This window comes from Deltaproteobacteria bacterium, assembly GCA_017302835.1.
GTDB lineage: Bacteria > Bdellovibrionota > Bdellovibrionia > Bdellovibrionales > Bdellovibrionaceae > UBA2316.
Genome location: JAFLCC010000002.1, coordinates 271,874 through 291,488, shown reverse-complemented (window position 1 = coordinate 291,488; position 19,615 = coordinate 271,874). Strand labels below are relative to the sequence as shown.

Genomic DNA, 19,615 nt, shown 5'->3' with positions numbered 1-19,615 from the left:
GATCGATTTAACTTTCTTTCTTTATGTTTCTTGGATCATTCAGAACTTTTACATTTGTGTTAGAGGTATATACTTTATCTGCTTGCGAGTATCAAAAGCTCTCGATAGAATCAACTTGGCAATTGCCCTCGAGTCTTCGATCAGGGATCCTCCGCCTATGACGGAGCGGTGAGGAAAAGAGTGAGAAATGAAATGAATCGATTATTATATGCTCTTTTTTTTCAATGTGCTCAGTTCTTTTTGATACATCCCGCTTTTTCCCAGATGGTGCCATCTCAACCTCTTTCAGTTGATGTTATCGAAAAACAGGTCCAAGTGACTTTGCGTGAAATTTTTCGACAATCGATGGCAACTTGGATTGCGACCAATGAATGTCCGACTGATCTATTCGACCTTGATTACAGGATTCCAAAATCGATTGAAGGACTATTTGAAGTTGATATTGACGATAAAATGCCCTCCTGCAGAGTGGAATTTAGGGGTGTTCATTCACCTGTTACAGGGAAAGTATATGCGATTGAAGGCCAGGGAACAATTTCTGGAATGGAACAATTCAAAATCCTCAATGAAGGTTCGGGAACGGTCCAACCCAGAAATGAATCTGCACCTTCACCAGCCAAAGCAGATCCCAAGCTCGCTTTAGCCAAGCTCGTCTTTAGAGAAGTTCAAAAACAACCTTTAGTGAGTGGTGCTTTTAATCAGTCGCAGACCAGTATGGAGTCGTACGTGCCCTTCAACTCCAAAAAACCTTTTATTCCCTATGATAAAGAAAGAGCTCAATTATTTGGTCTTCGATATTATTTTCAGGTTGAACCTTTAAATCAGAGTTCAAAGAAAACTCTATTTCTCTTCGAAAAAAATGGAAAGCCTAAAGGGTCGATCCAAAATTTGGATAAAACAACAAAGTTTGCAAGTTCAGAAGACTTTTTTGTTTGGCAAACGAAGGTGGGTTCGGATCGTACGAAAATCTGCCAGTTACATCTTAATGAGTTGATTCATAAGTGTGTTGAAGCAATGGGGCCACCAAGCTCATTTCTGAGTCTATCACCATCAGGAAGAACTGTGGTTTTTGAAAGCAAAGGGAATCTAGTTCTGGCCGATTTCTTGGAAAAAGAGGTCATCCGAACTTCCATTGCGCATTTTGTAAGAGTGAAGTGGAAGGATGAGACTCATTTTCGCGTTTCTGCGAGAAACTATAGTATTGCAGAAGTAAGAGCTCTTCGGGATCAGAACCTTGCTAATGAAAGAAATTGCATTAGATTTATTGCTGAACTCAAGAAGAAGTATTTGAAAGGATCCTATGCTTTTAAAAGAGAGTTTAAAGTCAGAAAAATATTTGAAGGAGATCTAGATCAAACATACTCGAAACTTAAAAATGAAATAGATATTTTTCCAATTTTACTATATACAGAAAATCCCTTGAGGGACTTTACGGAAATGAGTTTGCCCTTGACTTCGAACTGTGAGCACCTCAGAGATGCCAATGAAAATATTCAACTCGAGTTTGCGGCTGGATCGGAAGAATTTTTAATGGCAGAGGCTTTGAAGTTATCAAAGAACAATTCTTGCCAAAAGACCTCAGACTGCGGAAGAAACATCATTTTTTTTGGCAAAAGAGCCTTTTTCCTCAATCGGAAAAATGAAGAACAACTTTTTTCCCGCTTATCTAAAGTCGGATACAGTAAGGATCGACTTTCTTATTGGACTCACCCTGAGCGCCTCGAAAATCTCTATTGCAGGGATCATCAGTGTGTTGATTCTTCCCATTTTAAATATCCCAACGGCATGTTGCCTGGTCCTGAAACTCATTTGTGGCAGCAGTCAACTGTGAATTTCCGTGAGCGCCCTGTGGCATCTCAAAATCTCGACCCAAAGAAACATATTTCCCTTTTTAGGGTCATTTTTAAGTCAGATGCAAGGGTGAAAGATGTCAATTCTGTCTTAACCAACAATAAGCTGAAGATTTTCAAATCAAAACGCGAACATAGTAAAATATTTCTTATCGTTGATCAAAATATGAATGCTGAATATATTCAGCAAGTCTTGTTAAATCTCGAAAAGAATCCTTTGATTGTTGCTGCAAATAGAGTTCGAATACCCTTGGATTTTAGAACCTGTGTAAACACCGGAGGAATTTCAGATGGCCAAGACTGCCGATGGCCTGTCGCAGATTGGGCATCGATCTTGCCAGATAGAAAAAACGAATGTGAGCGCGTTGGAGGAAGGTATGTGGTGTTTGGAAGTACCTGCGTTGATAATTGTTTCGATCAAGTTTTTCCGTCTGCTTGCGGGGCCGCTATGACTGGTGGATGTGATTGCGGGCCGGAACGTTGTTGGCATAGAGGAACATGCATTAACAATCCTAAAATAGGAGATGAAGACTTTGAAAGTGACAATAGTCTTGTGGATTAGCGGGGCTCTATAAAAAGGAATTATTTTTCGCAATGGTGAAAATCTGAAATAAAAATTTATAACTTTGCCAGCAGTTCTCAATAGCTATTTTGTTTTTCATTTGAAGGCTTCATAGCAATTTATCGAGGTCGAAGTTAAGTTGATTAACAAAAAGATTTCTTACTGAGTTTAAAGAATGGAAGAAAGAAGCTTTGAAATTCAAAAAAATTTCAATCGAAAGTCTTTCCGCCATTTAAGTATTTGTTTGTTGATCGAGCCTTTACATCCTGGTTCAATTAAATCATGAAATATTATTTTGGAACTATTTTGATTCTTTTTCAAAGTCTATCAAGCGCCCAAATCAGCTGGGAGTGGGTAAAGTCTTCAAAAGGAAAAAGTACTAATTCGGTAATTAGAGAACTAAAGAAGTTAAATTTTTTGAAAGCAGAGTTGCCTACCTTTAGGGAAGATTTCGGCTTTGAAAAAAGACATAAGAAAAGTAGTTTGTCTGATGCCCTATTAACCGTTTTAGGAGGCCCACCTGATGAGAGTATTTCTCCCAATGAAAATTCAATCGTTTTGACCGCTTGTAGGCAACACAGTTGTGATGAAAAAGGATTTTATTTTGCAGATTCCAAAGGGAAGACTTCTGTGATGGCAATAATACATTTTATTTACGAGGGGAAATTTGATAAAGCACCACAACTTTTCCTAGCCTCTAAAAATTTTAAATGTGGTGAATACCCAGATCTCGTTAAATCACAGATCAAATTTTGGCTCGAGTCTAAAAAATTGAATCCAGAAAAAATTTATATATCAGAATGCAATAATTAAAAACCAATAAATTTGAATAAATTAATCTCAAAAAGAAACTACTGGCTCAGTCGATCAATGGCAGGAATTTCATCATCAACAATAAAGGTTCTAGCCAAAGGCCGCTCCTTTCAATGGAATATGGATGCACGCTGTTGTTTCATTTTTATCATTTCTTGAAAAAATAAATTTGGATTCAGCTCCATACTTCAGCTTTACTCGGGATTCGCAATTCGAAAGGCCTGAGCCTGTCCCCTTTGTGGATTTCTCAAATTGAATGCCAATTCCATTATCCATCACGCTGATTACAAAATGAGAATCAGTTTTTCTTACATCAATTGAAACAACTCCTCCGTCGCGTTTAGGGTAGATACCATGCTTCACTGCATTTTCGACAAGGGGCTGTATAAGTAAAACGGGGATTTTCATTTTTTTTGGATCGATGGTCTCAGCAACGAGAATCTTGTAGTCAACTCTTGGGCCGAAGCGCTTTTGTTCAATATCTAAATAGGATCGGCAGAGCCAGAGTTCATTCTCAAGAGAGTGCACCTCATCCTTAGCCGACTTCAATATCCCGCGATAGAGTTCGGATAGCTGGACAACCATTTCTTCGGCAGACTTTGGATCCGTCGTGATCGTCGATGCGATAGTGTTGAGTGAGTTAAAAAGAAGATGTGGATTCATTTGAGCTGTCAAAGCAGAAATCTGTGCTTTGAGATTTTCATTTTCGAGGGTGCGAAATTTTAGTTCGGCAGCTTTCTTTGCCTGCTTTGATTCCCGTACGACCTCAAAAAGTGAGAATAGGCCAGAAACCATTATTCCAAAAATCACACCGGAGCTATAGTCTTGAAAGCTAGGTGGGTCCCAGGTGTGACCAATGGCTGTGCCAAACGCTCCTGCGAAGATAAATCCAAAATAGAGACCAGGAAGAAGAAAAGGATAAGCTAAAAAAACTCCCCATAGGAAACTAACTTTTTTGGTTTCTTGGCCACGCCATCGTCGATAGCTATTGTAAAGATCGCTAGTCAGCCAAGAACCAAAAAAACAAGAGGTTGCCACTGTTGTAGAAATGATCATTGAAATTGAAAATCTACGGGCCAAATTGTCGATGCTTCCGAAACCAAAAATAAACAAGACGGTCACGATGGGACACCAAATGAAAACGACCCTAAGATAGTTATTGAGGCGATCTTTGAAACTGCAGATCTTTGAAAATACAAAAAATCTTTTGAGTCGTTCCATTATTTTTTCCCCTTAGAAAGAAGGTGCTCCTTGGTTTATTTTTTATGTAACTTCTCGCGAAAGAACCGAACTGCCGATTAAGCCTACTGAACGAACGAAAGATTAAATTCTTAATAAGATTTAATATTCAGATCGCCAGAGCCAGTTTTCATTGAAACTTTAAATGAAGCCTCAGGGGTATCACCCAGCTCATTGCTGAGTTTGCCACTACCAGCTTTAAAATTTGTTTTAATCTTTGCTCCTTTGGGAAACAAAATTGAAGTCCGACCGCTTCCTGTTTTTAAATCAAGTTCACCATTTAGAGAAACTGCAGCATAGGTCAGATCCATGTCCCCGCTACCAGTTTTAAGCTCTCCACCACCAATCAAGCCTCTAAGTGAGATTTTTCCACTTCCTGAAAAGCCGCTAATTTTTCTAAATGTTCCATCAGCTAAGATATCACCGCTGCCGATTTTAAATGCCAAATCACCATGAATGCCCTTAACTGTAACATTACCTGATCCCAAGGCTATGTCCAGATCCACATTCTTAGGTACTTTTACTTGAAAATCAACATTGCACTCTTCAGTTGAGAAAAAGCTACTTGTCTTTTCAAGTTTTATAACTAATTTATTTGCAGACCGCTCCACCGTCATTTTACATTTATCACCAAATTTATTTTTAGTAGCAACAACATAGGCCTTTGAACCATCTGTTTCGGTAATAAAAACTTTTCCAGAAGTATTCTCAACTGAAACGCCAGTTAAGTCCTTTACTTCAAACTCTTTGGACTCGGAAGTAGCAAAAGCAGAACACCCAATTAAAAAAATTAGAATCAAAACAACTTTATTCATTTATCTACCTCTTTTGACTATTTTGAAAAAGATTAATCTTATTTCGTACTCCTCATAAACGACGATTAAAAAAATATCAATCACTTAAGCGTCTTTATTTGTAATATGTTCTACGCAACATTAAAATATTTTCAAGTACGAAAGAAAGTTGTGGATATCGAAACCGTGGAAATATACTGTTATTGGATTATGGGATGGAAGGCATTTGCAGTATCCGTATTTATCATTTCAATTTCGAATACGAACACTAGCTTTGCCATTTCTCCTGAATTTAATCCTTGGATTCAAAAAAATGGAATTTACTTTGATCATCTTGAGGACCTTTCAACTTCAACAGCCCTTAATTCAATTGATAAAATGATAGTAACGAAGAGACTTTTGTTTTTAGGCGAGCCCGATCATTACATAACAGAAAAACTTCAATATCAATATCAGCTCATTAAAAGATATGTCTCAAAAGGTTATCACACCCAAGCTATAGAAATGGGCCGAAGTGATGCCCGTCGTATCAATAAATACTTAATGACGGGTAATGAAGAAATTCTCAAATCCGTAGCACTATTCGGAAACTTGTCAGAAGTCATCACACAAAGAGACCTCCCAAAAGGTTTGCTTGGGACCGCTCAGAGCGATGAGATAAAAAAAGGCAAGCTTCAATGGATCGAGGGCAATAAGGCTTTTTGGCGAAAAATTCGTCAGTTGAATAGCACGCGGACGGCGACTCAGCCACCCCTGCAAGTTTTCGGAATTTGGATGCTATATGGTGGCGGCTCACGAGGTCCCGGCCCCGAATGTCCACAAATGGAATGCTCCATCGATTTAAACAATGAATCTCTTAACGCAAAATTTCTAAAAGCCAGTCCAGATAAGCCAGTTTTAGTGCCAATGCTTGGAGGGCTTCCATTGGAATTAAAAACACCACATGACTTTCAGTTCAATGGAGTAAATATTAATAGTACTATTTTCGCTGAGCAGGCTAATGGAGTTCTTTTCGTGCCCAAAGTAACTCCAACCAAACCATTTTGAGCCGTTAAATTAATATAAAGAAGTAGGTTTACTTAATGAAAACACCCAAACGATTAACCCCCTCCATAAAAAAAGATCATGTCAATCCTAGCGATTATTTAAAATTCGATCACCGATGGTCTTGTGAAGATTGTTCCCACTTTAAAAGAAAAGATGAACTTTCTGACGAAGCTTGCACTATAGGATATATTATTTCACACCATCTCAAGGCACAGCAAATACATGACTACGAGCTAAGCGGAAAAATAGCCTTTTGTCGTTTTCATGAAATTGATTGATCTGGTATCATTCCTCCCAAATCTTGGGATCTTTAGTAAGATTTAATTTTCATGTCGCCAGAACCTTCAATTTAAATTGACTTTAATATAAAGTATTACTTTAAGTTTTTCACTGTAGAGATTTGAAAAGTTAAGCAATAACCGTCACTAACTATTAAAAACTAAATAAAACCAAATGGTTAGTATTGATAATACTGTTTTTTTTGATTCTTTATATATTGTATGGTACAATATGACTGATGAAAGATGTCATTATTGAGTTTGATAAATATTTAGAAAGCCAAAATCTCAATTTTGCAGCTGTTATTATTGGTGGAGCTGCGCTTAATATTCTGGATATCAGTTCTCGCAAAACAAGAGACGTGGATTGTCTTGATCCTGAAATTCCAGAAAAAATTAAAATCGCATCTAAGGAGTTCGCGACGAAAAGGCTAGATTTCGCACTTGATATCAGTTGGTTGAATAACGGCCCCCAATCCCTAAAAACAGATCTTCCTAAAGGCTGGAGGAACCGAGTACAGCCTCTGTATCATGGCCGAGCTCTTTTTCTACAAGTTTTAGGGAGAGACGATCTGCTTAAATCCAAACTATTTGCATATTGTGACCGAACAACGCCGGACTTTGAGGATCTTCGAAATTTAAAACCTACAGTTGATGAACTGAAAACTGCCATCAATTGGGTCAAAGAACGAGATTCCAACCCAAAGTGGCCTAGCCATGTGGAGACTGCCTTCGCGATCTTAGGAAAGGCTTTGGGTTATGAGTAATCTATCTCTTGACCAAAAGCTGATTTACATTGGTGTTCAGCTAGCTGGCGTTCAAAAAATAAAAGATCCACAATGGGTCGATATTGAAAATACTTTGCATGATGCCACTTTAGAAATTCCTCATGATAGTAGCCTATTTTCATTGCTATGCAGTTGGGTATCTGTTCATGGAGACTACGTCATTATTGAAAAATTGATGAAGCTTCAAAAAAAGAAAAATTCCCCATGGCTTGTTGCTGTAGCGATTTGTGCATTTAATATGGGCTTTCATCAATGGAAGAGACTGATAAAAAAACAAAAAGGTCCTCTGGCTTTAGTCAATACTGAACTGGCATTAAGTTCGATGATTTTAAAAGGAGAAGAACCTAATTTTAAAAAAAATGGATTTTTAATACCAAACGGAACTATCAGGATACGTGCTTCAGACTCACAAACACCTGAACGACTGGTTAGAAAAAATCCACAGTATCGTAATCGTCTTATTTTTGGCGCTTCGTGGAGAGCTGATATTATAACTGCGATTGATGTAGGAATTAAAACTCCTTATCAGATAGCGAAAATTTTGGGCTGCTCCTATGAACCAGCCCATCGAATTCTCAAAGAATATACTCTCGCTGTTACATAAACTCATCTACACATATCCTCCACCTCAAATTATTTACTTAACACGAGCTCGTTGGAGAACTCGCCTATATATATTTTTCCTCTACGTGGATTTTTTTTCCTCGTTCTAAAGACCGAATTTGATTTCTGATTGCTTTTTCTTACCTTATGTCCTGTCAAGAATATGTCACTGCTCCCGAACTGTTATTTGTAAGCAACGATTTAAGATGTGAAGCAATAACTGGGATTCAGGAAGAACCGAAAAGTGAAGTCACACTTTTCAACCTTAAAGAAAGGAGGCCTTCAAGGAAGATACTAAAGAACAATAGAATGTTCAAATAATTTTCAAAAATAGTAATAGGCCAAAATATTTATTAATTCGCAAGGAATGCGGCCTCAAAAGATTGAGGAGAAAATTAACAACAAGGAGGTATATGAAAGAATTTAATTTAACGGAGGATTAATTTATGGGTATGAGAGTAACAACGAACTTGGCGGCTATCAATGCACAAAGAAATTTAGTGGGTAGCCAACGATCAATAGGAAAATCCATGGGGCAACTAGCCTCTGGTAGTCGAATCAACATAGCTGCAGACGATGCTGCTGGTTTGGCTATCAGCGAAGGATTAAAGGCGAGTATCAGATCTACATCGCAAGCACAAAGAAATGCGAATGATGGTATTTCAATGGTTCAAACTGCTGAAGGTGGTTTAAACGAAATTGGTAACGTCATTGTTAGATTAAGAGAACTAGGCATCCAGTCAGCGTCTGACACTGTTGGCTCAGTAGAGAGAGGATTTCTAAATAAAGAGGTAGATCAGTTGAAATCGGAAGTCCAAAGGATTGCTTCAGTGACTACTTGGGGTAAAACTAAACTTCTTGATGGATCCACACCAACTTTCGATTTTCAAGTTGGTATTTTTAACAATGCTGAAGAAGACAGAATCTCATTTAATGCATCAGAAAATGTAGCTACTTTAGATGCCTTGGGATTAAGTGGATTAGACTATACGTCCAAAGAAGGAGCTCAAAGTGCATTGATGTCTTTAGATTCTGCCCAGGAACTTGTAAATGGCTACAGAGCCAATTTGGGAGCCTTACAGAATAGATTGACATCGACTGTTGACAATTTAGGAGTTGCTCATGAAAACATGAGTGCTGCTAATAGTCGAATCAGAGATACCGATGTTGCTCAAGCTTCATCAGAGATGGTTAGAAATAACATTCTCTTACAAGCAGGTACAGCAACTCTTTCTCAAGCAAATCAAACTAATCAATTAGCTCTTAAACTAATTGGCTAAAGTCCCGCTATTATCACATCGTTAGGGGTTAACTTAAATGTTAACCCCTTTTTTTGTTTTTAAACTGAATAATCTGATCAAACTGATTAAACTAAAAGAGCCTGTCCCCAAAAGGTCAGATACAAGGCGTGATTCCGTCAAAAAATTCGTGGAGACTTACTTTATGTAAGTTGGAACGAATTTTTTGACGGTCCAACGAAGTAGATGACCTTTTAGGGACAGGCTCTAAAAACACTTCCCTAGACTAAGGTACATTTTATATAAAAAGCCTAAAGTCTTAATCCTTAGGGCCGATGACTAGCTGTGAGTCCAGCAAATGAGCTCATTAGACTTAGACCCAAGGGGGAAATTATGAAATTAAATTCAACTTTTTCACATAAAAAAATAGCGCTTCTCACTCTCACTTTATGTTGTTTAACCAATTGCTCACCTGAAAGTTTTAACTCTAAAACGGCATCTTCCACTAATGAAGACAGTCAGGAAGCAAATCATAATACTGACAATGGAACCATAGCCGTTCCTGACAAAAAAACTTCTGCTGACCGAAAAAAAGAAATTTTAGAAATCTTAAAAAAAACAAACCTTAGCGGGTTTATAGCTAATGGACCTGCTAAAAACATAACAACTCCCGCATTGGACTTTAATAAAGAAAGAGGCGAATTCTCGATAGGAATTCCGATGTCAAATTTTTCTAACTTAGTAAACTTTGAAATGGAGATTAAAAACTACCCTGGAATGAGAATTATCTCGGACAATTCTGCAGACAATCCGCTTATCAAACTCATTATCCCCGTCAAATATGTGCTGCAAAATGTCAGTGAAGTTCCTGCGAAACTTCCAAATGGTAACAGAATACCCTTCTTTCCCTCTGGAGAACCGCCATCAAAAGGTTTTTTACTAACTCCTGACAAAGAAGAAAAGCTCTATCTTTACCTAAGCGCCGAAGCGATTGGCTTTTATGCCGAGACTAAATTTGATCCCGTTATCAACTTTGGTTCCATACAGATCAATGAGCTGGTGTTTAGTATAAAAAATAAAGAAAATACTAAAATCATGGGCTACTTAACTTTTCTAGGGAAAAAGAATGTAACGAATGGTGGATTCTTTATGTCTTATCGATTGGATCCACAGCTAAGTAAACTCCTCGAAGAGTACTATCTTTACTAAGTAATTTCTTGCCCTTAAAATTTTCCTCGTATAGCATAATCTCGTAAACCCTATTATGAATATACTTTAAGGAGTTTTAATGGCCAAATCAACGAAACCTGCAACTAAGAAAAAAGCGACTGCTAAAGCAGCTACCAAAGCAGCTGCAAAGCCTGTTGCTAAAACCGCAACTAAGAAAAAAGCGACTGCTAAAGTAACTACTAAAGCAGCAGCGAAGCCTGTTGCTAAAACTGCAACTAAGAAAAAAGCGACTGCTAAAGCAACTACCAAAGCAGCTGCTAAGCCTGCTGCCAAAACTGCAACTAAGAAAAAAGCGACTGCTAAAGCAACTACCAAAGCAGCTGCTAAGCCTGCTGCCAAAACCGCAGCTAAGAAAAAAGCGACTGCTAAAGCAACTACCAAAGCAGCAACTAAGCCTACTGCTAAATCTAAAAATGGTAAACTAGCTGCAGCTGTTGCGGCTGTTGCTGTTGCCGGAGCTGGGCTTTCCGCTTTGAGCGAAGAAGCTTCAAAATCTTTAGAGGAACTTTCTTCTGAATTTGATGACGATGGAGATGTCGATACTCTTGTTGGTTTAGACGATGAATCCTCATCTTCTGAAGAAGATGACGACAATTGGGACGAAAAAGATGAAAGCACCACTGAAGATCAATTTGAAGATATTGACGACTCAGATGATGAAGAGGACGACGAAGAAGACGATGGAGAAGAAGGTTATTTCTAAATAAAAATAGGGGTTATATAGACCCCTATTTTCCGTTATTTGGACTTTAGATTTTTTTATTTATTTTGTTGGCTTTGAGTGTACTGCAAATTTGTCAAATTCACCATACTCATGAAGTTTATTATAAAGAGTCTTAATAGTGATTCCTAAATTATTAGCCGCTTGGGTTTTGTTTCCACTGAAATGGGCCAATCCTTTTAGAATATATTTTTTTTCAATTTCATATAGGGGAATTGTTGGGTCATATTCCAAAAAATCGATTTGAACATCTGGATTTTTAATATTTTCAGGTAAATCTCCCACTTCAATTTGGTGCCCATCGGAAAGAATTTGTAGCCGTTCACAAACATTTTGTAATTCCCTGATATTTCCTGGCCACTCGTATTTCATCATATTTTGAATAGCCTCAGAACTCATTGTTTTAAGTTTGCCATATTGAGATTGGGAAGAATGGCTCATAAAATGCTGAATAAGAACTGGAATATCTTCCTTTCTTCTTCTTAAAGGAGGAGCATTAACGATGATTGTATTTATACGATAAAATAAATCTTCTCTAAAATTTCCTTTTTGTACTTCTTGGTCTAATTCACGGTTTGTTGCAGAAATTAATCGAATATCAACTTTGATAGGATCTTTTCCACCAACTCTAAATATCTCACCCTCTTGAATAAATCTTAAAAGTTTCGCTTGTATTCCAGGGGATAACTCACCGATTTCATCTAAAAATAAAGTTCCATGGTTAGCTACTTCTGCTAATCCTGTTTTTTTGGTGTAAGCTCCAGTAAAAGAGCCTTTTTCATGACCGAATAATTCACTTTCAAGTAAAGTCTCGCGAAGAGCTCCGCAGTTAATGGCAACAAAGGGTTTATTTTTGCGAAGTGACCTTTCATGAACAGCCCTTGCAAGTAATTCCTTGCCTGTTCCTGATTCTCCAAGAACTAAAACATTGGCATTTGAAGGGGCCACTCGATCAATCATCTTCATGAGATTTGACATGGCATCTGATTGATAGATTATAGATCGATTAATTTCAGGAACTTTAACTTGCTCTGTTGGCTTTCCCCAAAGAATCTGATTTTGAGTTTGACTCGTCGGCAGGACCTGAGAAGAGATTATCGAGTTTTCGTTCATATTTACCACCTTTCTATGCTAATTGTGCTGCTAAATGTGCTAGTGTTTGAATTGATGACTTACAAAAAATGTCACCTTGTGTATACGCAGCGCAACATACATCGTCCTTGTAGAATCTGCAAGAAAAATTTGCATGGTACTAAATTAATTTTATGAATTGCCTAAAAATGAAGCCTTTTTATCCACAACATGAAATAGATAACTATTTAAAATTACTTGAAAATGTAAACTTTTCATCCGTAAACACCCTCAGAGCTTACAAAAATGACCTGTTTGAGTTTTTTAATGTAAAATCTGAAGACTCCACTTTAAAACCATTCCAATTTATATCTGTTGATCAATTAAAAGCATTTATCTTTAGCAGGCTTTCCATCTGGAAGGATAAAAAACTTTCAACTAGAAATAGAAAAATTGGGGCCTTAAAAAGTTTCTTTAACTATCTCTTTAAAGAAAAAAAAATAGAGGAAAATCTTGGAACATTGATTCCCTCTCCCAAAGTGCCAAAAAAAATCCCTCATTTTATCTCTTTTGATGAAGTTTTAAGCTGTCTTAGCTTTTTATCCAATGAAATTCAGGCCACTCATGAGGATCAGAAAAGAAAATTAAATAGCAGTCAGACTCTTTTTTTTCTTGTTCTTTACGGAGGAGGCCTAAGAGTCTCTGAGGCCTGTCAGTTAAAATGGAATAACATATCATTTGAAAAAAGATCCCTTCGAATCCTTGGAAAAGGGCAGAAAGAAAGGATCATTGTTATTCCCAAAATCGTTAGCCTATCCCTAAAGAGCTTTTCTGAGAAATATTTTTCATCTTCTGAATTCGTTTTCGGAGATCGGGAGTTATCCCCACGAACTGGATATGAGTGGATTCGAAGTATTGGGAAAAAGGCCGGACTAACAAAAAGCCTTAACCCCCACGCTCTCAGGCATAGTTATGCGACTCATTTATTAAGTAGTGGTGCCAACTTGAGAGTTATCCAAACTCTTTTAGGCCATGAAAGTTTAGCCGCAACAGAAAAATACACCCATTTAAGCTTAAACCATCTCTATCACGTTATGGAAAACCATCATCCTCTTGGAAAAAAAATCAAACCTCTTTAAGAGCTCTCATCCAAATTAGCATGGAGCAAATAGTGTTTTATCTTATTTTCGATCTGAGAAACAAAATTCTTATCGTGCAAAATTTTTGTCCTCAAGATCTCATGGTCACTCAATTTGGTTTGTAAGTAACCAAACATCCAGGGTTCTGGATCCAAAACCCCTTGTTCCGTTAACAATTTAATATAAAATTGCAATTTTAATATGGGTAGATCCAAATCTAGATTTATATTTTCCTTACAAAGATTCTTCAATGTATGGCCTACCAAATTATAAAGTGTTGCAGAATTTTGATCCCCCTCCTGACAAATTTTATAAATACAATCTACAGTCTGAAGGGCGAATTCTAGAAGGTCATAATTTTTCCTTAAAGAATTGAAATCATTTACAAGCTGTGCTTCTTCTAAAATATTTAATTGATGGCGATCCTCTTTATTAAGATAAGTTAACTTAACATAGTGAGTGGGCTCCAGGACTCCTCCTCCAAATCTTTTTTTACTTTTGAGAGCGTTCCTAGCTAAAAAAGATTTTTTTTCTCCCAGAGAAGAAAGAGCCGTTAATATCAAGTCGGCCTCAGAATATTTAACTTTTTTTAATATGATAAAAAATCCGGTGTGTAACAAAAACTAAAACACCCAGGAAGAAGAGGATTTGATCTCTTCAATACATGTTTTAATTTGCTCTGCACTTGGAAAATCAGACAATTCCTTGAAAGAAAACAATATTAAATGATTTAAATCTGTCTTTAAATATTCTGAAGATAATCCTTTATGGAACATCTTAACGGAACCAAAGCTGCAGACGCTCAAAGAAAAAACGTTATTAAACCCCAGCTCTTTTAATCGATAAGCTAGCTCATCGGAATGAACTTCAGAGAATTTGAGTAAGGATCTATCCCAGATTCTTTGATCAGAATGAATCATATTATTTTCAACGAAAGAGTTTTCAAAATGTAGAATTTCTTTCTTAAAAGTCTGCCTATGGTGAAAGTTTTTGAACTTATTCTTCAGAAAAAGGTCATTAAAAAATAAATCATTTTTAAACCCAAAATTCTGAAAATAACCCACAATAGAGTTTACCTTTAACTTTTCACCAAGGTAAACCAAGGTTAAATCTTCATCCTGCCAACAGATACGCGAGCTCAGTGGATAGAAACTTTTACTTCGATTTAATACATTTTGATGGCTCACAGAGATCGAAAATATTTTTTTGTGGCTCAAAATATTTTCCAAATTCTCAAAATCGTAAAGTTCTCCTGTTAAAGGGTTATCTTCAGCATAAAAAAAGAATAGAGTGTCTTTTTTTAATTGATCAACAAACTTCAGAAGATCGATCGCCTCTTTCTGAAATTCTTCTAGAGTGTAAGTCTGAATATGGTAACCCTCTCGAACAAAATAAGAATACACACTATCAAACAATGGGGATAATCCCTTGATCCAAGCAATACTTCGTTTATGGGAAAACAACTGTGATAACCCAATAACTAAATCATAGGTCGCCAGGTAAGGATTGACGTACGCACGCACGGATTGATCAGATTTTAATTCATTTTTTAATTTATTATTTAATAAATCCCATTTTTCCGGTTGTGGAAACACTTCTAGCATATTCAAGATATTAGACCTGAATTCGCTCTATTTATCCATAAAAAAAGTTGTTCCTACTCCAACAAAGGTCTATCCTGTCGATGTCGATTAAAATTTAATTTTTTAAGGAGGCTCTATGACAAAGATTCTAATTCTTTTATTGACCGTTTTTTCTGTACATTCTGCTCATGCACTTGTTGAGGCTCGACTTAGTTACGGCTTACTTGGAAGTAATCCAAATTTAGCCAGTATTTATGATCCCGCTGGAACCACAGCCGTACCTTCCATTGTCCCCAATATGGGTCTTGGAATTGACGCTATCTTTATCGTTCCTATCATAGGTCTAGGAGGCGGTTTAAGATATGAAAATTTAGGATTCACAGCAAGCTCAAACGGCCTAGAGTATAAATCTCAAATTACCCGCACTTCTTTAGTTGTTAATTTCAGACTGATCAATACTCTTATCTATCTTGGACCCATAGCCACTATTGGACTTTCTCATTCTAATAACATTAAATGGACGGACTCAAATACAAGCCTCTCTGCAGATTTAACCCCAGACTCTGCAAGTTCCTATTCTGTAGGGTTAGAAGCTGGAGTGAAGTTATTGAGCTTTGTCATTGGAGCTGAGGCTGGTTATCAAAATCTAAAATGGAATACATTAAAAGATTCAAAAGGCCTCATCACTTCGAATCCTGATTTGGATATGAGCGGCACTTACGCTAAAATCATGTTTGGTTTTGGTATCTAAATTTTATATTCCTTCTTTGTGGCGTTCTTCATCGTCAACGTGGGATTGAATTCCGCCTTTAAGAGTTGGTCGATAGGCTAAATGATTAATATCGTAGGTGAAATTCTTTCCATTAAGCGCTGGGGTTTGCCACTCTGGACCTAGGCGTATGGCATCAACAGGGCAAGCTTCTTCACAATAGCCACAAAATACACATCTTAAAATATCAATTTCATAGCTGATTGGGAATTTTTCAACTTTAGGATCTGGATTTTCACTGGCTGTAATTTTAATACATTCAGCGGGACAATTTGTTGCACATAACATGCAGGCCGTGCACCGAATATGACCATCTTTTTTCACAGTTAAAATATGATTCCCCTTAAACCGAGAACTGTATTCATACTTTTCTTCCGGATAATTTACTGTAGGCATGTTTTTTCGAGAGATCAGATTTTTCAGTAAATGCCTGATAGTAATTCCCAAGCCTCCTAGAATTCCAGGAAGATACCACTTTTCTTGAGTTGCAGACTTCTGAACTATGCTCATAGTGTTCCTCGCTTGAATACAAATTCGTTTTTCTTTCTATTTTCTAAAAGAACCTGATCTTTTCTTCTTTGCGATTCAACAAAATCTGGCTTTTCTTGTGAATAGGGCATCATCAAATTTTTCCCAGCAAACAAAATAGCTACTTCCGTCAAGGTTAAACATTCATGTAAAATGGTGGTCGCTTTTTTAAATTTTTGCTCTAAACCTGCATGATTAATAAATGTTCCCTCTTTTTCAACAAAGGACTTCAGAGGAATAACAAAAAGATTATTTTTTAAACTCAATAAAGCTTCAATTTTTGCAGACCCCAGCCAGATTAAATTTTCTGCCTTTTCATACAGTTTTAATTTGGCATCCATATCGTTAAAAACAGAGGCATTTTCTGGTCCTGCAACGATTAGATTTTTTATCGCCTTAGAGGAGATCCCCTTTTCGAGATCAACCCATTCTGTCTTTATCTGGTATTTTTCAAAAATTTTCTCTAAGCCCTTGGTATTTGGATTCTTATCTCCACGAATCAACAAGCCATCAAAATCATTCCTTTGCTCAAGGCAATTATCCCAATGAAAAAACTTTTTAATACCAAATTCTTTACTCAAAGTTCCTATAAAAGAGTCATACTCTTCTGAAGTGTACTGACCCGTAAGAACCACTGCCGTCTGATCCTTTCCACGCTTAACAACTTCGTGGAGCTCTTTAGCCAGTGCTCCAGGCAGCATCTCTTGTTGTCCAGATGAATCTTTCTTTAGAGCTTTCTGAAAACGAAATTCTTTATTTGCAAATTGATAGATTTGACGTCCATCATCGCACATCCAATGGCCATTCACCTTTTCATTGTAAACAGGTTTAACTCGAAACATACCTTCTTTATTGAAATAAACCTTCACATTGCATCCAGTGGAACAGCCATTACATACGGTCTCAGAATCTTTTAGGTACCACACCCGTTGCTTAAATCTAAAATCTTTAGAGGTCAGAGCGCCTACCGGACAAATATCCACGGTGTTTAAAGAGTATTTGTTATCAAGTATTTTTCCTTCTACACAGCCAATTTCTGAACGATCGCCCCGGTTGTAAATACCTAACTCATTCGTCTTTGACACTTCTTCAGTAAAGCGAACACAACGAGAGCACAAAATGCACCTTTCCGAATCCAAAACCACTGTAGGACCTAAATCAACCACCTTGTGCTTTTTTACTTTTCTTTCTGCCATTTCGGGATCGTATTTTCCAAATTCCATGTATTGTTCTTGCAAACCGCACTCACCAGCTTGATCGCAGACTGGGCAATCCAAAGGATGATTGATCAAATGAAAATCTAGAACCCATTTCACGCCATCCTTGATTTTTTCTGACTTGGTCGAAACTTTCATCCCCTCGGCAACGGCCGTATTGCAAGCTATCTGAGGTCTTGGATTTCCTTCGATATCACAAATACAAAGACGACAGACACCTGCGACACTCAATCCAGGATGATAACAATAATGAGCAATAGGCTCACCGGCTTTATGAAAAGCCTCCATAATAGTTTGACCGTCTTTGACTTCGACTTCTTTTCCGTTAATGGTGCATTTGGGCATAGAAGTTTCCTCTCACTTTGGAACGTCCTTCACGAACATAAAATTCAAATTCTTCTCTAAACTTTGATACAAAACTCAATACGGGTAAGGCCGCAGCATCGGATAAAGCACAAATGGTTCGACCTTTCATGTTATCAGCCACTTTGATTAATAAATCGATGTCTTGCAATCGTCCTCGTCCTTCTAAAATAGAATGAACAATTTTATTCAACCATCCTGTTCCCTCTCTGCAGGGAGTGCACTGGCCACAGGATTCATGATGATAAAAATGCATTAGAACTCCTAACATATCCACCATACATTGAGAATCATCAATCACGATAACGGCTCCAGACCCCAGCATGGTACCCATTCCTGCCAAGCACTCGTAATCTAAAGTGGCTTTTGCGACCTCTTCGGCGGTTAAGACAGGCGCCGAAGATCCTCCAGGGATAACGGCTTTGAGCTTTCTGCCAACCTTCATTCCACTTCCTTCTTTCATAATTAAATCCATCAATGAATACCCCAAAGGGACTTCATAATTTCCGGGAGTTTTCACATTACCACTTAAAGAAAATAATTTCGTTCCTGGAGCTTTTTCGGTACCGAACTTTCTGTAGCCTTGGGCTCCATCACGAATAATATATTTCACAGCAGCTAAAGTTTCCACATTGTTTACAACCGTTGGCTTTCTGAGATAGCCTTGTATCGCTGGAAACGGAGGCTTTAACTTGGGTTGTCCCTTTAGTCCTTCTAAAGAGGAAATCAACCCCGTTTCTTCTCCACAAATATAAGCTCCAGCTCCACGATAGACATCTAAATCGTGGTCAAATCCTGAACCTAATATGTTTTTTCCAAGATACCCTGCCTTATAGGCTTCTTGGACTGCCTGCTCGAGAACCTTAATAGGAAAGTCATACTCCCCACGCACATAAATATAACTTTTCTTAGAATTGACGGCAAAAGCCGATATGATCATCCCCTCAATCAATTGATGGGGAGCTCTTTCCATCATCAGTCTGTCTTTAAAAGTTCCTGGTTCCCCTTCGTCGGCATTACAAATCAAATATCTAGGTTCATTATTTTTAGGTAAAAAACTCCACTTCATACCCGTGGAGAACCCCGCGCCACCGCGGCCTCGTAAACCACTGGCTTTGACTTCATCAACAATTTGTTGAGGTTGCATTTTCAAGGCTTTTTCCAGCTGGACATAGCCACCATTTTTTTTATAACCCTCAAGATATCGAAATTCATCCAGATGATAAAATTCAGTTAAATATTTCACTTCCATTATTTTATCCCTCTCAAAATATTCATTGCAGACTCTGGCGTTAGTTTTTCAAAATATTTTTCATTCACTTGCATCATCGGAGCCGTTCCACAAGATCCAAGACATTCCACTTTGGAAACAGAAAATCTTCCATCCTTTGTCACTTCATCATACTTCACGCCTAATTGATGACAAATATGATCCGCCAGTTCACGCCCTCCCTCTAGGGAACAAGAAATATTTGTACAGACTTGAACATGATACTTTCCGACAGATTTTTGATTAAACATGGTATAGAACTTGAAAACTTCATTGATACGGCTCGAAGGGAGTTCCATAACTTCTGCTAAATAATGAATAATTTCCGTAGTGATAAATCCTTTATTTTCTTTTTGTGCCACATAAAGAGCTGGAATAATCGCCGACTCTTTGGTCTCATATCGTTTCAATTCCTTTTGAACTTCAGCTAATCCTTCTTCAGATAATTTGAAAGCCTCTTTAACAATTTCATGAGCTTCATTAACTTCATTTACTTCTGACATTTTATCTCC

Annotated in this window: 20 protein-coding genes; 11 read left to right on the top strand and 9 right to left on the bottom strand. The window is 37.5% G+C overall.

Annotated features, from left to right (window positions below):
• Positions 1-192 precede the first annotated feature (192 nt).
• The gene (locus tag J0M15_03405; protein ID MBN8536078.1) at positions 193-2,412 is read left to right on the top strand and encodes a hypothetical protein; all 2,220 of its coding nucleotides are present in this window, start codon (positions 193-195) and stop codon (positions 2,410-2,412) included.
• Positions 2,413-2,694: 282 nt separating this feature from the next.
• Positions 2,695-3,225, top strand: coding sequence for a hypothetical protein (locus J0M15_03400; protein ID MBN8536077.1), 531 nt, complete (start codon positions 2,695-2,697; stop codon positions 3,223-3,225).
• A gap of 90 nt (positions 3,226-3,315) precedes the next feature.
• Here the strand turns inward: J0M15_03400 and J0M15_03395 are convergent, their stop codons facing one another.
• Both J0M15_03395 and J0M15_03390 read right to left on the bottom strand, forming a co-directional pair.
• The gene (locus J0M15_03395) at positions 3,316-4,446 is read right to left on the bottom strand and encodes a histidine kinase (GenBank protein ID MBN8536076.1); all 1,131 of its coding nucleotides are present in this window, start codon (positions 4,444-4,446) and stop codon (positions 3,316-3,318) included.
• A gap of 110 nt (positions 4,447-4,556) precedes the next feature.
• Positions 4,557-5,279, bottom strand: a complete 723-nt coding sequence (locus J0M15_03390; GenBank protein ID MBN8536075.1) for a DUF4097 family beta strand repeat protein — start codon at positions 5,277-5,279, stop codon at positions 4,557-4,559.
• A gap of 105 nt (positions 5,280-5,384) precedes the next feature.
• Here J0M15_03390 and J0M15_03385 point away from each other — a divergent pair, with 105 nt between their 5' ends.
• The 7 genes from J0M15_03385 to J0M15_03355 all read left to right on the top strand — a co-directional run bounded on the left by J0M15_03385 (position 5,385) and on the right by J0M15_03355 (position 11,145).
• Positions 5,385-6,305 (top strand): hypothetical protein, encoded by a 921-nt coding sequence (locus J0M15_03385; protein MBN8536074.1) that lies wholly within the window; start codon positions 5,385-5,387, stop codon positions 6,303-6,305.
• A 35-nt stretch (positions 6,306-6,340) separates the two neighbouring features.
• On the top strand, positions 6,341-6,583 hold the full coding sequence (locus tag J0M15_03380) for a hypothetical protein (protein MBN8536073.1): 243 nt from the start codon (positions 6,341-6,343) through the stop codon (positions 6,581-6,583).
• A 239-nt stretch (positions 6,584-6,822) separates the two neighbouring features.
• A complete protein-coding gene (locus J0M15_03375; protein ID MBN8536072.1) occupies positions 6,823-7,350 on the top strand; it encodes a hypothetical protein in 528 nt (175 codons plus the stop codon).
• Entirely contained in the window at positions 7,343-7,975 is a 633-nt protein-coding gene (locus tag J0M15_03370) for a hypothetical protein (GenBank protein ID MBN8536071.1), read from the top strand. Before J0M15_03375 ends, J0M15_03370 begins: the two co-directional genes overlap by 8 nt.
• A gap of 445 nt (positions 7,976-8,420) precedes the next feature.
• Positions 8,421-9,254: a flagellin FliC gene (locus J0M15_03365; protein MBN8536070.1), complete on the top strand. Its 834-nt coding sequence runs from the start codon at positions 8,421-8,423 to the stop codon at positions 9,252-9,254.
• A 351-nt stretch (positions 9,255-9,605) separates the two neighbouring features.
• Complete coding sequence (locus J0M15_03360) at positions 9,606-10,421, top strand: hypothetical protein (GenBank protein MBN8536069.1); 816 nt, start codon at positions 9,606-9,608, stop codon at positions 10,419-10,421.
• 79 nt (positions 10,422-10,500) lie between these two features.
• A complete protein-coding gene (locus J0M15_03355; GenBank protein MBN8536068.1) occupies positions 10,501-11,145 on the top strand; it encodes a hypothetical protein in 645 nt (214 codons plus the stop codon).
• A gap of 60 nt (positions 11,146-11,205) precedes the next feature.
• Here the strand turns inward: J0M15_03355 and J0M15_03350 are convergent, their stop codons facing one another.
• The gene (locus J0M15_03350) at positions 11,206-12,276 is read right to left on the bottom strand and encodes a sigma-54-dependent Fis family transcriptional regulator (GenBank protein ID MBN8536067.1); all 1,071 of its coding nucleotides are present in this window, start codon (positions 12,274-12,276) and stop codon (positions 11,206-11,208) included.
• A gap of 167 nt (positions 12,277-12,443) precedes the next feature.
• Between J0M15_03350 and J0M15_03345 the strand changes: the two genes are divergently transcribed.
• The gene (locus tag J0M15_03345) at positions 12,444-13,373 is read left to right on the top strand and encodes a tyrosine-type recombinase/integrase (GenBank protein MBN8536066.1); all 930 of its coding nucleotides are present in this window, start codon (positions 12,444-12,446) and stop codon (positions 13,371-13,373) included.
• Here J0M15_03345 and recO read toward each other — a convergent pair.
• Positions 13,370-13,993 (bottom strand): DNA repair protein RecO, encoded by a 624-nt coding sequence (gene recO / locus J0M15_03340; GenBank protein MBN8536065.1) that lies wholly within the window; start codon positions 13,991-13,993, stop codon positions 13,370-13,372. The genes J0M15_03345 and recO overlap by 4 nt on opposite strands.
• Before the next feature lie 3 nt (positions 13,994-13,996).
• A complete protein-coding gene (locus tag J0M15_03335) occupies positions 13,997-14,968 on the bottom strand; it encodes a hypothetical protein (GenBank protein MBN8536064.1) in 972 nt (323 codons plus the stop codon).
• Positions 14,969-15,092: 124 nt separating this feature from the next.
• On the opposite strand from J0M15_03335, the gene J0M15_03330 reads away from it, so the two are divergent.
• Positions 15,093-15,707 carry a hypothetical protein gene (locus J0M15_03330; GenBank protein MBN8536063.1) on the top strand — a complete coding sequence of 205 codons (615 nt, stop codon included), beginning with the start codon at positions 15,093-15,095 and terminating at the stop codon, positions 15,705-15,707.
• 3 nt (positions 15,708-15,710) lie between these two features.
• Here the strand turns inward: J0M15_03330 and J0M15_03325 are convergent, their stop codons facing one another.
• The 4 genes from J0M15_03325 to J0M15_03310 are packed head-to-tail and all read right to left on the bottom strand — an operon-like array spanning position 15,711 to position 19,606.
• On the bottom strand, positions 15,711-16,235 hold the full coding sequence (locus tag J0M15_03325) for a 4Fe-4S dicluster domain-containing protein (protein MBN8536062.1): 525 nt from the start codon (positions 16,233-16,235) through the stop codon (positions 15,711-15,713).
• Positions 16,232-17,815 (bottom strand): (2Fe-2S)-binding protein, encoded by a 1,584-nt coding sequence (locus J0M15_03320; protein ID MBN8536061.1) that lies wholly within the window; start codon positions 17,813-17,815, stop codon positions 16,232-16,234. Before J0M15_03320 ends, J0M15_03325 begins: the two co-directional genes overlap by 4 nt.
• Positions 17,796-19,088, bottom strand: coding sequence for an NADH-quinone oxidoreductase subunit NuoF (nuoF, locus tag J0M15_03315; GenBank protein MBN8536060.1), 1,293 nt, complete (start codon positions 19,086-19,088; stop codon positions 17,796-17,798). Before nuoF ends, J0M15_03320 begins: the two co-directional genes overlap by 20 nt.
• The gene (locus J0M15_03310) at positions 19,085-19,606 is read right to left on the bottom strand and encodes an NAD(P)H-dependent oxidoreductase subunit E (GenBank protein ID MBN8536059.1); all 522 of its coding nucleotides are present in this window, start codon (positions 19,604-19,606) and stop codon (positions 19,085-19,087) included. Before J0M15_03310 ends, nuoF begins: the two co-directional genes overlap by 4 nt.
• Positions 19,607-19,615: the final 9 nt, after the last annotated feature.